The organism is Ancylobacter mangrovi, assembly GCF_024752355.1.
In the GTDB taxonomy this organism is placed as follows: domain Bacteria; phylum Pseudomonadota; class Alphaproteobacteria; order Rhizobiales; family Xanthobacteraceae; genus Ancylobacter; species Ancylobacter mangrovi.
In genome coordinates this window covers 71,231-84,893 of sequence record NZ_JANTHZ010000007.1, presented here as the reverse complement: position 1 = coordinate 84,893, position 13,663 = coordinate 71,231, and the positions used below count along the sequence as shown (strand labels likewise).

Below are 13,663 nucleotides of genomic sequence, written 5' to 3'. Positions count from 1 at the left end.
CGCGCAAGGCACGTCCCGATGGCGAGCACCGCCGACGAGCGCCCCGCTCCGGAGGCTTTTCTGGAGGAGGCCCGCACCGAGGCGCGCCAGCGCGGCGGTCCCGGCCGGCTGAAGGTCTTCCTCGGCGCCGCGCCCGGGGTCGGCAAGACCTTCGCCATGATCGGCGAAGCGCGCGCCCGCCAGCGCGCCGGCGTCGACGTGGTGGTGGCGCTGGTCGAGACCCATGGCCGCGCGGAGACCGCCGGCCTGCTCGGCCCGCTCGAGCAGCTTCCGCGCCGGATGGTGGAGTATCGCGGGCAGACGCTGAGCGAGCTCGACCTCGACGCGCTGCTCGCCCGCCGCCCGCAGCTCGCCCTCATCGACGAGTTCGCCCACACCAACGCCCCCGGATCGCGCCATCCCAAGCGCTGGCAGGATGTGCTGGAGGTGCTGGACGCCGGCATCGACGTCACCACTACGCTCAACATCCAGCACATTGAGAGCCTCAACGACATCGTCGCGCGCATCACCGGGGTCAAGGTCGCCGAGACGGTGCCCGACCAGGTGCTGCAGCGGGCCGACGACATCGAGCTGATCGACCTGCCGCCGGAGGAACTGATCAAGCGCCTGAAGGAGGGCAAGGTCTACGTGCCCCACCAGGTCGGGCGGGCGCTCGACAATTTCTTCTCGCGCGGCAACCTGACGGCGCTGCGCGAGCTCGCCCTGCGCACGGCGGCAAGCCGGGTGGACGCGGAGATGCTGGCCTACATGCAGGCCAATGCGGTCCGCGGCCCCTGGCCGACCGAGGAGCGCCTCCTCGTCTGCGTCAACGAGGCGCCGGTTGCCAAGGCGCTGGTGCGGGCGGGCAAGCGCATGGCGGAGCGGGCGAGGATCCCCTGGATCGTCGCCACCGTCCTCACTCCGCGCCACGAGGCGATGCCGGCCGGCGCGCGCGCCGCGACCATGGACGCGCTTCGCCTCGCCGAGACGCTGGGGGCGGAGACAACGACGCTGCACGCCGAATCCGACGTCGTCGCCGAGCTCCTGCACTATGCGCGGGCACGCAACGTCTCGCGGGTGGTGGTCGGCCGGGCCCGCTCGCGCGCCTCCTGGCGCGACCGGCTGGTGTTCCTGTTCCGCGAGCACGTCGCCGACCGGCTGCTGGACGAGGCGACCGATTTCGAGGTGACGGTGGTGACCGCCCATGGCCGCCCCGCCCGGCGCGGTGCGGGGCGCGCGCACCTGCTGGAGCCGGACTGGCGCGGCTATGCGCTGGCGGTGGCGGCGATCGCGGTTGCCAGCCTCGCCGCCTGGCCGATCGCCATGTGGGACGCGATACCGGGCGGGGCGATCTCGGCGATCTACCTCACCGCGGTTCTGGTGGTGGGCGCCCGGCACGGGCTCGCGGCCTCGCTGGTGGCGACGGCGCTGGGCTCGATGGCCTATAATTTCTTCTACACCGAGCCCTACTACACCCTCGCGGTCAGCAATCCCGAGGACATCGTCTCAATCCTCGTCTTCCTCGTCGGCGCGGTGTTCACGGGCACACTGGCCGGCCGGCTGAAGGCGCAGGTCGAGACCGTGCGTGCCGCCCAGAGGCGCACCGAGACGCTCTACGACTTCGCCCGCAAGATCGCCGCAGCCGGCAATTCCGACGACGTGCTCTGGGCCGGCGCCTACCACATCGCGGCGACGCTCGACTGCCAGTCGCTGATCCTGATGCCGGACGCGGCTGGTACGCTCGAGCAGGTGCAGGGCCATCCCACCATCGAGGAGCTGGACGCCGGGGCGGAGGGCGCGGCGCGGTGGGCGTTCGAGAAGAACGAGCCGGCCGGCTCGGGCACCGCTACATTGCCGATGAGCGAATGGCTGTTCGTGCCTCTCGCCGCCGGCGAGCGGGCGCTCGGGGTTATCGGCGTACGGTTCCGCGACCGCAGCCGGGGCCTCGATCCCGAGACGCGGCGGCTGCTGCTCGCGGTCGAGGACCAGGTGGCGGTGGCGATCGAGCGGGCGCGCCTCGCCGAGGAGCTGGCCGATGCCCGCGTCTCGGCCGAGAGCGAGCGCCTGCGCGGCGCGCTGCTCAATTCGGTGAGCCACGATCTGCGTACCCCGCTCGCCACGGTGATCGGCACCGTCTCGACCCTCGCCGAGGGCGAGGCCGGGACGCTCAATGCGGCGGACCGGCGCGAGCTGGTCCTCACGGCGCTGGACGAGGCGAGACGGCTCGACCGCTACGTGCAGAACCTGCTCGACATGACGCGCCTCGGGCACGGGGCGCTCAGTCCCAAACGCGCGCCGGTCGAGCTCGGCGAGATCGTCGGGCGGGTACGCAGCGACCTCGCGCGCATCCTCGCCGGGCACCGGGTGGAAGTGGCGATCCCGCGCGACCTGCCCATGCTCGACGTCGACCCGGTGCTGATCGGCCAGGCCCTGACCAACGTGCTGGAGAACGCCGCCAAATACGCCCCGCCGGGCACCACCATCTTGCTTTCCGCCCGCGCCGAGGGCGGGGAGGCGGCGATCACCGTCGCCGACCAGGGGCCGGGCATTCCCGAAGGCGAACGCGAGCGCGTGTTCGACCTGTTCCACCGCGTCACGCAGGGCGATGCGCGTCCCGCCGGCACCGGGCTCGGCCTTGCCATCGTGCGCGGGCTTGTGGAAGCTCACGGCGGGCGGGTGAAGGCGCAGGCCGGGGCCGGCGGGCGCGGTGCCGCCATCACGCTCAGGCTGCCGCTCGCCGCCACGCCCCTGGACGACGGTGCATGACCGAGACCCCCGCCGAGACCCCCTCCGTCCGCATCCTCGTCGTCGAGGACGACGCACCGATACGGCGCTTCCTGAAGATCGCGCTGGCGAGCGGCGGCTATGACAGCCTCGAAGCCGACCGCGGGCGCGCGGGGATCGAGCTTGCGGCGACCTCGGCGCCCGATTGCGTGGTGCTCGATCTCGGCCTGCCGGACATGGACGGCAAGGCGGTGATCGCGGCCATTCGCGGCTGGTCGCGGGTGCCGATCCTTGTCCTGTCGGTACGCGACGCCGAGGGCGAGAAGATCGCCGCGCTCGATGCCGGGGCGGACGACTATGTAACCAAGCCCTTCGCCACCGGCGAGCTGCTCGCCCGCCTGCGGGCGCTGCTGCGCAACCGTCTCGACCGCGCGGCCGAGCCCGCCGAACAGGTGATCGGCCCGCTCAGCGTCAACTTCGCCAACCGGGCGGTGCGGATGGCGGGGCGCGAGGTGAAGCTGACCCGCAAGGAGTTCGACGTGCTGGCGCTGCTCGCCCGTCATCCCGGCCGGCTGATCGCCCACCGCCAGTTCCTGACGACCGTGTGGGGACCGGCCCATGCCGACGATACCCATTATCTGCGCATCGCCATCGGGCATATCCGCGACAAGCTGGGCGACGAGGCCGCCGATCCGCGCCTCATCATCACCGAGCCGGGCGTCGGCTACCGGCTGGCCGAGGCGTAGGCAATCCGCTCTGTCGCCGGACCGGCTTTCGCGCCGGTCCGCGGTTTGGCGCTTGATCGCGCCGCCCGAAAAACCGATTTTGCAGGAGCCTCGGGCGATGCGTGCCCGGCAGGCGGGTTTGCGGCCATGCGCCCCCGCGCGTGGTCAGGATTCATGGGCTCATGGCGAAGCGCCGCAAGGATGAGATCGCCTCGGTTCTCCAGGGTGCCGCCCTGCCGGAGAACGCGGCCGACACGCTGACCAACACGCTGCGCCAGGCGATCAAGCGCGACGTGCTCACCGCAGCGCTGGAGCCGGGCGCGCGCCTCTCCGTGCGTGCGCTCGCCGAGCGCTACGGGGTGGGCGCGACGCCCGTGCGCGAGGCGCTGTGGTGCCTCGTGGGGGAGGGGCTGGTCGTCGCCGAGGCCCAGCACGGTTTCCAGGTCTCGGGCGTCGACAGCAGCCGGCTCGTCCATCTCCTGCTGCTTCGCCGCCGGGTGGAGCCGTGGCTGCTGGCGGCGGCGATGCGCAATGGCGGGCCGGAATGGCTGCGCCGGGTGGAGCGCGCCTTCACCGACTTCCAGCCCTTCGACGCCCAGGTGGGGGATCTCAGGCCGCAGAACATCGAATGGGAGCGCCTGCACCGGGAGTTCCACCTCTCGCTCGTCGAGGGTTCGGGTATGCCCGCCATGGTCGACCTCGCGCGTCGCTGGTACGACGAGATCGACCGCTACCGCCGCATCAATGCGCGCAGCCTCTCCGTGGACGCGACCGGCAAGCCCGACCACGAGGCGATGTTCGAGTTGGTGACCAAGGGCGACCAGGCGCGGGCCGTCGCCACGCTGACGCGGCACATCGACGACACCGCCGAGCGCCACATGGTGACGCTGGACGACGCCGATGTGAGGCTGACCGACCTCACATCGGACTGAGCGCCGGCGCCGTCCGCGCGCGGCGGGATCGCGCCCCGTTCACCACAGCCGTTCCATGCCCTCGGCGACGACAGCGGAATAGGGCACGTCGACGTCCAGTATGCCGAGGGCGCGGGCGAAGTCGTTCATGCCGGCGACGAAATCGGGCGTGAGATCGGCCTGGTAGAAGGGAATGTCGCGCCGGATCAGGGCCTCGATCCGCCCGGCCTCCTCGGGGAACAGCTTCTCGCCCACTTCCCGCGCCCGGCCGGGATCGGCGATGAGGATCTTCTGCGCGTCGGTCACGGCGCGTACGGCAATCTTGGCCAGCTCGCGATTTTCCGCCAGCAGGCGGTCCGTGGTCGCGAGCGTCGCCATCGTGTAGTTGAACGCCTCCTTCGGCCCGTCGCCGCGGCGCGCGTCGAGCACCAGCGTGCCGACGCCGGTCTCGGTGGCGATCGCCGCGCCCATGCCGTTGGCCCAGAAGCCGTCGACGATACCCGCCTCCAGCGCGCGGACGGCGGCGAGGCCGAAATTCACCCGCGGCTCCAGCGAGCCGGGGGTCGGCGCGATGGTGACGCGGTCGCGCTCGAGGTCGATGCCGGAGCGGACCAGCATCTGCTTCAGCCCCATCCCGACCCACGGCGCGGCGCCGATCCGCCGGCCCTTCACCGCGTTCATGTCGCCGCGCGTGGCGCCGAGGGCGGCGTTCATGATCAGGAACCAGTACATGCCCTGGGACTGGGCGCAGAGCAGCTTCACCCCTTCCCAGCGCGGGAAGGCGGAGAGCGCCGAATGGGCGGAGCCGGCGACGATGTCCACCGCGCCCTCGCGCATCGCCTCATAGGCGCGCTCCACCGGGGAGATGAGCTCGATCTCGGCGTCGACGCCATAGGCCGCGAAGCAGCCGAGCTCGACCGCCGCCTCGGCGGGGAAATAGGAGGGGGAGACGAGGTCGGGAATGGCAATCTTCATCATGTCGCACCCGCCTCAGCGGGCCCTCCTGAACAGGGAGCGGAACTTGTCGGCGATGAGGCCGGCGATCAGCGCCAGCGGCCGCAGGGAGGTCTCGGGCATGGCCTCGTCATCCGGCGCGCCGTGCTCCAGCGTCTGCTCGAGCCGCCGGGCGAACTGCTCGGCGAGGCGCGCCATCAGCTCCTTCACGATGCCGCTGCGGCCGAACTGCGCCAGCGGGCCGGCGAGCACCGTCTTCAGCGTGATGTCGATCCGGGTCGCGTCCGGTCCGGTAGGGGCGAGTGCATAGGTCACCTCGGCGCGCGCGCTGGAGCCGCTGAGGCCGTCGCGTCCCGCGCCGTACAGGGTGCCGCGCCGTTCCGCCTCCTCGCGCACGATGCGCGCGGCGCCGGCGAAATTGGTGGCGATGGGGCCGACCTTGACGCTCATGCGCCCTTCCACATGCCCGTCGGACGGGGGGGCGGACAGGCTCGCGCCCGGCATGCAGCGCGCCACGCGCGGAATGTCGCCGAGCACCGCCCATACCTCGTCGATGGGGCGCCGGACGGTGAAGGACAGCGCCGTCTCCAGATTCGGCTTTCGCCCGCCGAGGCCGAGCTCCCCTGTGCCCGGCGCGGCGGCCGGCGCCGTTCCGGCTTCGGTCATTGCCGGGCGTGCGCCTGCCACCGAAGCGCCCGGGCGGGCGCCCACCGGGCCGAGACGGCCGGCGGAGACGGGAGCAGCGCCGCGGCGCTCGTCGAGAACGCGGCAGATGGCGCGAACGATGCCGGCATAGCCGGTGCAGCGGCACAGATTGCCGGACAGCTCCGTGCGCACCTGCGCGGCGTCCGCCTCCGGCAGGCGCAGCACGATGTCCCGCGCCGTCACCAGCATGCCCGGCGTGCAGAAGCCGCACTGGAGCGCGTGCTCCTCGTGGAAGGCGGTGCGTAGCCGGCTCATCACCTCGTCGCCGCCGAACCCCTCGATGGTTGTGACTTCGGCACCCTGGCAGTTGACCGCGTAGTTGATGCAGGAGCGTGCCGGCGCGCCGTCGATCAGCACGGTGCAGGCGCCGCACACGCCCTGCTCGCAGCGCAGATGTGTGCCGGTGAGGTCGAGCCTGTCGCGCAGGAAATCGGCGAGATGGGTCCGTGGTTCGCAGGCGCCCGCAATGGGGCGCCCGTTCACGGAAAGGCGAATGTCGGTCACGATGGAAGGGCCTTCGAAAACGCTTCTGCCGCTGCGCGGCGCAGGGCCGTCAGGTGGAGCTGCCGGGCGGCGGGCTCGGTAATGCCGGCTTCCACCAGCAGGGCGCCGATCCGGGCGGTATCGGGCGTGTTGCCGTCGCTGCCGAGCAGGCTCGCCGCCTCCTCGACCACCAGCGGCCGGCCGTGCGTGGCGCCGATCAACGCACGGAAGACGCCGCGCCCGGGATCGGACACCACGACCGCGATGGCCATGGCGAACTTGCCCGTCTTGCGCGCGATCTTGACGTGGCCGAAGCGCGCGCCGGCGGACGGCTTTGGGATGACGACGGTCTCGAGAACCTCGTCGGGGGCGAGCACGGTCTCGAACGCCGCCGTCATGAAGTCGGCCGCGGCGACGGTGCGCCGCCCGCTGGGGCCGACGAGCTCGTAGCGCACGCCGAGTGCCGGCATCAGGTTCACCCAGTCGGCGGCCGGGTCGGCATGGCACAGGCTGCCGCCGATGGTGCCGCGGTTGCGCACCGCCCGATAGGCGATGCCCGCGGCGACCCGCTGCAGCAGCGGGACGGCGCCGGTGTCGATCCGCTGGTCCTCGATATTGGCGGCGGTGATGCCGGCGCCGATGCGCAGCGCGTCCGCCGTCTCCTCGAAGGCGTGGAGCGCCTCGATGCCGGCGACGTCGACCAGCAGGCGCGGCTGCACCAGCCGCAGGTTGAGCATCGGGCCGAGCGACTGGCCGCCGGCGATGAGCTTCGCGCCTCCCTCGCCTGCGGCGAGCGCGGCCGCCGCCTCGCTCACGCTTGCCGGGCGCGTATAGTCGAACGGCGCCGGCTTCATCGCTCGCCCGCCGCCAGTATGGCGCCGAGGATGGCGTCCGGGGTGAGCGGCACGTCGCAGAAGGCGACGCCGAGCGGGCGCAGCGCGTCGTTGACGGCGGAGACGAGGGCCGCCGGCGGCGCCACCGCGCCGCCTTCACCGATGCCCTTCACGCCGAAGGCGGTGTAGGGGGAGGGCGTCTCCATGTGCAGGATGCGGATGTCCGGCACGTCCGCCGCGCCGGGCAGCAGGTAGTCCAGCAGGGTGGAGGCGAGCGGCTGGCCCTCGGAATCGAAGGGCATCGCCTCGAAGAGCCCGGTGCCGATGCCCTGCGCCGTGCCGCCGGTGATCTGCCCGTCGACGATCATCGGATTGACCAGCACGCCGCCGTCCTCGACCACGACATAGTCGAGGATCTCGACCAGCCCGGTCTCGGTATCGACGGCGACCAGCGCCGCGTGGGTGGCGTAGGAGAAGGTGCCGCTGTCGCGTTCGGCGCGGTAGCCGGCGGTGACCTCCAGCCCCGTCGTGTCGACGCCGGGCGGAAGCTGCTGCGGCTGGAGATACCAGGCGCGGGCCACCTCGCCGAAGGAGACGCTGGCCTCGCCGCCGCGCACCATGCCCGCGCCGACCTCGACCGCATCGGCCTCGGCCTGCAGCAGCCACGCGCCGATGGCGCCGATGCGCAGGGCGAGCGCCCGAGAGGCTTCCGCCACCGCCCCGCCGCCCATGACGATGGAGCGCGAGCCCCAGGTACCGGTGGAGAACGGCACCAGCAGCGTGTCTCCCTGGAACACCTTGATGCGCTCGAGCGGCAGGCCGAGGATCTCGTGCGCGATCTGGGCGTAGGTGGTCTCGTGCCCCTGCCCATGGGAGTGGGTGCCGACGCGGATCTCGAGCTCGCCGTCGGCGGTGAGCCGGGCGGTGGCCTGCTCGTAGCCGGGTACCACGGGCCGCCCCCACGAGGCCAGCACCGAGGTGCCGTGGGCGCCCTGCTCGCAGAAGATGGCGAGGCCGACGCCGATCCGCCGTCCGTCCGCTTCGGGCGCCTTCTGGCGCTCGCGGATGGCCGGCAGGTCGATGGCGTCCACCGCGCGGCGCAGGCACTGCGGATAGTCGCCGCTGTCGAAATGCTTCTTCAGCACGTTCTCGAACGGCATGCGCTCCGGGCCGACGAGATTGCGCAGGCGCAGCTCCCACGGCTCGATGCCGGCTTCGACGGCGATGGCGTCGAGCACCGTCTCCAGCGCCAGGCAAACGCCGGTGCGGGCGACCCCGCGATAGGGCAGGATCGGGCATTTGTTGCTCGCCACCGCGTGCGAGCGGCAGCGATAGACCGGCAGGTCGTAGGGGCCGGGCAGGAGGTTCGCCACCTGCGCCGCCTCCAGCGCCGAGGAGGTCGGGTAGACCGAATAGGCGCCGGCATCGACATGCGCCACGCAGTCGAGCCCGAGCAGCCGGCCCTCGCTATCCGCGTAGCCGGTGATGGCATAGGCGTGCTCGCGGCAATTGGCGTTGGCGGTGAGGTGCTCGCGGCAGTCCTCCAGCCAGCGCACCGGAACGCCGAGGCGGCGGGTGAGCCAGGCGAGCGCCACCTCCTCGCGCAGCAGCAGGCCCTTGTAGCCGAAGCCGCCGCCGACGTCGGGTGAGATCACCCGCACCTTGCCGTCGGGCAGGCCGAGGCATTCGGCAAGCCCGTGCTGCACCACATGGGGCATCTGCGTCGCGGAGATCACGGTGAGGAAATCGAGCCGGGCATCCATGTGGGCGAGGACGCCGCGCCCCTCCATCGGGAACATGCAGTGCCGCGCGGTGCGGATCTCGCGCGTCACGGTGATGGCGGCCTCGGCGGCGACCCGGTCGATGTCGCCGCCCGCATCCTCGCTGAAGGTGATGAAGACGTTGTCGCCCCACTCCTCGTGCACGAGCGGCGCGTCCGGCGCCATGGCGCGGGCGACGTCGGCCACGGCGGGAAGCTCCTCGTAGTCGAGCCCGACGCGCGCCGCCATGTCCTCCGCCTCGGCTCGGCTCGGGGCCACGCACATGGCGATGATCTCGCCGACATAGCGGATCTTGCCGCTGGCGAGCACAGGCTCGGAGGAATGCTTGAAGCCGGGCAGGGCGGTCGCCGCGCGGATCGGCTTCATATCGGCCAGATCCTCTGCCGTGAACACCCGGCGCTCGAGGTCCGCCGGCACGTGCACCGCCTTGAGCCGGGCATGCGCCACCGGGCTGCGCACGAAGGCGACCTCGAGCGTGCCCGGCAGGCGGATGTCGGCGACATACTGGCCGCGCCCTTCCAGGAAGCGCGCGTCCTCCTTGCGCAGGACCGCCGCGCCCACGCCCGAGGCGTCGGCGCGCGCATGTCCGCTTCGTTCCATGGACATCGAACGTCAGGCCTTCCTGGGCATGTACTTCTCAGAGCGCGCCTCGATCGCCGACCACTGGGCGTCGTCCACCTTCACCGAGCCGACGAAGGCGTTGGTGAAGAGCTTGTCGGCGGGGGGCAGGTTCTCCACGCCCATGTAGTTCTTCACCGTGTCCATGGTGGCCTGGATCAGCGCCGGGTCCATGTAACCGAGCCCGTTCGCCTTCACGGAGGGGACGAGGCCGAGCGCGGTGCTGACCGCCTGGCCGTATTCGACCACCTTCTCGTTCATGGCGTTGCCGCCCTGGAACTCCTTCACGCTCTCCATGTGGAGCTGCACGGACTTCTCGGGGTTGAGATAGACGTATTTCAGCCCGTCCATCATGCCGTCGACGAAGGCCTGGCAGAGCTCGGGCTTGTCCTTCACCGTGGCTTCGCTGGCGGCGAGCACGTTGGAGAAGGCCTTGATGCCGTAGTCCTCGTAGAAGATCGAGTTGATCTCGAGCCCGTTGGCCCACAGGCTCGGGGCGATGGAGCCGTAGAAATTGCCCTCGGCCTTCACCTGCTTCTCCACCAGCACCTTGATCAGGGCGCCGGGGTCCATGGTGACCTTGGTGACCTTCTTGTCGTCGATGCCCGTCGCCTTGACGAAGGCCGGCCAGAGCTGGAAGTCGCCCGAGCTGACGTTGAAGGCCACGCGCTCGCCTTCGAGGTCCGACGGCTTGGTGATGCCGTATTCCTTGAGCGAGAAGATGCCGATCGGGCATTTCGGCCAGATGCCGGCGATGGCGGTGAGCGACAGGCTGCGCGCGGCGCAGTTCATCATCACCGCGAGGTCGAGGATGCCGAACTCGTACTGGCCCTGGTCGACCGGCACGCACACCTTGCCGGAGCCGAAGCCGCGGTCGATCGTTACGTCGAGCCCGCGCTGCTCCCAGAAGCCCATCTTCTTGGCGACGAAGGCATAGGAGAAGGTCCCGAGCGGCAGCCAGGGCAGCGTCAGCTTCACCGGCTGCAGCGATGCCGCGCGCAGGATCGTCGGCATGGAAAGACCGAGCGCGGAACCCGCGCCTGCGGTGCCTGCGAATTTGAGAAAGGAACGCCGGTCGACGGTCATGAAAGCTCTCCGGGTGCGGGCAGGAAATCGGGGGGACGCGGCAGGGCGCGGGCGATCTCGATCGGCAGCATGGCGTGCACACCACGATTGCCGTTGACGAACTGGGTGATGCGAAGGTCCGCCGCGACGCTGCCGAGGCGGTAGGCGTTGTGGAAGGAAAGGCCGCCTTCCTCCATCAGGGCGATGAGAGCGCGCATGGCGAGCCGCGCCGCGTCGTCGAGGTCCTCATGGAAGGCCATGGCGAGCAGGTGGGTGGGCGTGACCGCGACCGGCCATTCGACGCTGCGCCCCTTGAGGAGGGAGAGGCGGAAGCGCCCTTCCATGCTGGTCTCGATGGCGGTCTGGTTGATCTCGCCGTCGCCCTGCGCGGCGTGGCCGTCGCCGGCGCTGAAGAGCGCGCCCTCGTTCCACACCGGCAGCAGCAGGCGGGTGCCCTTCACCAGTTCCTTGTTGTCGAGATTGCCGCCGTGCCGGTTGGGCGGGCGGCTGTCGAGCCGGCCCCATTCGGGCGGCGGCGCCACCAGGAGCTGGCCGAAGAAGGGGCGCGTGGGAATGCGGATGCCGCTCGCCACCTCGACCAGGCCGGTGTCGAGGTCGATCGGCATGACGGTGGTGCGCTGGGTCGGCTGTTCCTGCGGGAACATGCCCTTCATCGGGCTGACGATGTTGTAGCCGTAGGGCTGGGTCAGGCGGATGTCGAGAATGTCCACCACCAGCGTGTCGCCGGGAATCGCCCCGCGCACATGGACCGGTCCGGTGAGGATGTGCGGGCCGGTGCCGCGCGGGGCGTGGGCGTAGATGTCCGCGATCCCCACCGGCAGCCAATGCGCCGGCACCGCGTCGTCGGGATCGGCCGAGACGCTGGAGATGACGATCTCCTCGCCCGGATTGACCTCCATCACCGGCGGCAGGCACGCGTCGTGAAAGCCGAAATGGACCGTGGAGGGCGTGGCGTCGAGATGCTTCATCGCCGCTACACCTGACCGCCCGAGCCGAACTCGGATGTCGACTGCCAGTAGACGGTGAGGCGCTCCGCCTCGGCGATCAGCCAGTAGAGCACGAGGCCGGTGAGGCTCAGCGCGGTGATCGCCGCCATCATCAGCGGCGTGTCGAGCAGGCCGCCGGCGAACTTGATCAGGTAGCCGATGCCTTCCTGCGAGGCGACGAACTCGGAGACGATCACGCCGATGATGGCGAGCGTGATGGAGATCTTCATGCCCGAGAAGATGAAGGGCAGGGCGTGCGGCATCTGGATCTTCCAGAAGATCTGCCAGCGCGAGCCCATATAGGTGCGGGCCATGCGCAATATGTCCTCGTCCACCGACTGGAAGCCCATGGCGGCGTTGATGGTCATGGGGAAGAAGGCGACCAGCACCGCCAGCATCAGGCTTGAGGTCATGCCGGTGCCGAACCACACCACGAACAGCGGCGCGATCGAGATCTTGGGCACCACCTGCGAGACGACGATGGTCGGGTAGAGGCTCTTGCGCAGCAGCGGCGAGGTGGTGATGAGCACCGCCACCAGCACCCCGCCCACCACCGAGAGCGCGAAGCCGGTGAGCGTGAGGTAGAGCGAGGGCCACAGATGGGTGAGGATGAGGTCATAGCGGGTGACCATCACCTCGATGATTTCCGAGGGCGGCGGCAGGATGATGCTGCGGATGCCGAGCGCCCGCGTCGCCACCTCCCACAGGACGAGCAGGCCCACCGGCACCGCCATCGGCCAGACGAAACGGTCAAGGAGCGTCCGCATGGCTCGCCTCGATGCTGCGGCGCAGATGCCTGACATAGCCGTTGAAACTCTCTTCTTCCGTCATCGCGATGTGGCGCGGCCGCGGCAGGTCGATGGTGATGTCCTCGACCAGGGTGGCGGGCCGCCGCCCCATCACCAGCACGCGGTCGGACAGGAAGGCGGCCTCCCGGATCGAATGGGTGACGAACACCACGGTCTTGCGGTTGGCCTGCCAGATGCGCAGCAGCTCGACCGACATGTCGTCGCGGGTAATGGCGTCGAGGGCGCTGAAGGGCTCGTCCATCAGCAGGGTGGACGGGTTGTGGATCAGCGCCCGGCAGATCGCGGCGCGCTGGCGCATGCCGCCGGACAGCTCGCGCGGCAGGGCGCCGGCGAAATCGGCGAGCTTGGCCATGGCGAGCAGCTCCATCGCCCGCTCGCGGTACTTCGCCTTCGACAGCTTCAGCAGCTCGACCGGGAACAGCACGTTGTCGAGCACCGTGCGCCAGGGCAGCAGAACCGGGCTCTGGAACACCACGCCGACATCCGCGCGCGGCCCGGTGACGACCTCGCCATTCACCCGGATCTCGCCGGAGGTGGGGCGCACCAGCCCGGCGATCATCATCAGCAGCGTGCTCTTGCCGCAGCCCGAGGGGCCGAGCAGGCTGACGAAGGCGCCGTCGCCGATGTCGAGCGAGATGTTGCGGATCGCCTCGAGCTGGTTGAACACCTTGCGCACGCCGGAGAGGCGCACGAGCGGGGTGCCGGTCGCGGGACCGGGCGGGGCAGGCAACGGGTCGGCGGGGGCCGGACTCGCCGCGGCGGTCCGGCCATTGGGCTGTGAAGGCATCATGTTCCACGAAAGCGGGAATGCGGGTTCGCCGGTGAGTTAGCAGCAATCGTGCCAGCAACCGGAAAACGGCTCAGGATGTGGGCGTAAGATATTGGATATGAACGGTTATATGGCCGACGACGTTGGCGGTTCGGTGCCCGAAATGTGCTGGCATCCTGTGCACAAAGCTTGAGCGCGGCAAATGGCGGATCCCGAACCGAAATTCTTGTTTTGACAATGGCTTAAGTCAATTGGCCGGGAAGGCGGCGAAGGGCCGTCGATAATTATCGATAATTCGAA

General features: G+C 70.3%; 11 protein-coding genes. 3 read left to right on the top strand and 8 right to left on the bottom strand.

Features of this window, described 5'->3' with window-relative positions; all coding sequences use genetic code 11:
• Positions 1-18 precede the first annotated feature (18 nt).
• The 3 genes from NVS89_RS15530 (at position 19) to NVS89_RS15520 (ending at position 4,360) form a co-directional block, all read left to right on the top strand.
• The gene (locus tag NVS89_RS15530; protein WP_258733676.1) at positions 19-2,745 is read left to right on the top strand and encodes an ATP-binding protein; all 2,727 of its coding nucleotides are present in this window, start codon (positions 19-21) and stop codon (positions 2,743-2,745) included.
• A complete protein-coding gene (locus tag NVS89_RS15525; protein WP_258733675.1) occupies positions 2,742-3,449 on the top strand; it encodes a response regulator in 708 nt (235 codons plus the stop codon). Before NVS89_RS15530 ends, NVS89_RS15525 begins: the two co-directional genes overlap by 4 nt.
• A 161-nt stretch (positions 3,450-3,610) precedes the next feature.
• Complete coding sequence (locus tag NVS89_RS15520) at positions 3,611-4,360, top strand: GntR family transcriptional regulator (protein ID WP_258733674.1); 750 nt, start codon at positions 3,611-3,613, stop codon at positions 4,358-4,360.
• A gap of 39 nt (positions 4,361-4,399) precedes the next feature.
• On the opposite strand, the gene NVS89_RS15515 is transcribed toward NVS89_RS15520, so the two are convergent.
• The 8 genes from NVS89_RS15515 to NVS89_RS15480 are packed head-to-tail and all read right to left on the bottom strand — an operon-like array spanning position 4,400 to position 13,381.
• Positions 4,400-5,317 carry an ABC transporter substrate-binding protein gene (locus NVS89_RS15515; protein WP_258733673.1) on the bottom strand — a complete coding sequence of 306 codons (918 nt, stop codon included), beginning with the start codon at positions 5,315-5,317 and terminating at the stop codon, positions 4,400-4,402.
• A 12-nt stretch (positions 5,318-5,329) separates the two neighbouring features.
• Complete coding sequence (locus NVS89_RS15510) at positions 5,330-6,502, bottom strand: xanthine dehydrogenase family Fe-S subunit (RefSeq protein ID WP_258733672.1); 1,173 nt, start codon at positions 6,500-6,502, stop codon at positions 5,330-5,332.
• On the bottom strand, positions 6,499-7,335 hold the full coding sequence (locus NVS89_RS15505) for an FAD binding domain-containing protein (RefSeq protein ID WP_258733671.1): 837 nt from the start codon (positions 7,333-7,335) through the stop codon (positions 6,499-6,501). The genes NVS89_RS15510 and NVS89_RS15505 overlap by 4 nt, the downstream gene beginning before the upstream one ends.
• Positions 7,332-9,695 carry a xanthine dehydrogenase family protein molybdopterin-binding subunit gene (locus NVS89_RS15500; protein WP_374114590.1) on the bottom strand — a complete coding sequence of 788 codons (2,364 nt, stop codon included), beginning with the start codon at positions 9,693-9,695 and terminating at the stop codon, positions 7,332-7,334. The genes NVS89_RS15505 and NVS89_RS15500 overlap by 4 nt, the downstream gene beginning before the upstream one ends.
• A gap of 12 nt (positions 9,696-9,707) precedes the next feature.
• Positions 9,708-10,799 (bottom strand): ABC transporter substrate-binding protein, encoded by a 1,092-nt coding sequence (locus tag NVS89_RS15495; protein ID WP_258733669.1) that lies wholly within the window; start codon positions 10,797-10,799, stop codon positions 9,708-9,710.
• Positions 10,796-11,767 (bottom strand): acetamidase/formamidase family protein, encoded by a 972-nt coding sequence (locus NVS89_RS15490; protein ID WP_258733668.1) that lies wholly within the window; start codon positions 11,765-11,767, stop codon positions 10,796-10,798. The genes NVS89_RS15495 and NVS89_RS15490 overlap by 4 nt, the downstream gene beginning before the upstream one ends.
• Positions 11,768-11,772: 5 nt before the next feature.
• Positions 11,773-12,552 carry an ABC transporter permease gene (locus tag NVS89_RS15485; protein WP_258733667.1) on the bottom strand — a complete coding sequence of 260 codons (780 nt, stop codon included), beginning with the start codon at positions 12,550-12,552 and terminating at the stop codon, positions 11,773-11,775.
• The gene (locus NVS89_RS15480) at positions 12,536-13,381 is read right to left on the bottom strand and encodes an ABC transporter ATP-binding protein (RefSeq protein WP_441296722.1); all 846 of its coding nucleotides are present in this window, start codon (positions 13,379-13,381) and stop codon (positions 12,536-12,538) included. The genes NVS89_RS15485 and NVS89_RS15480 overlap by 17 nt, the downstream gene beginning before the upstream one ends.
• Positions 13,382-13,663 lie beyond the last annotated feature (282 nt).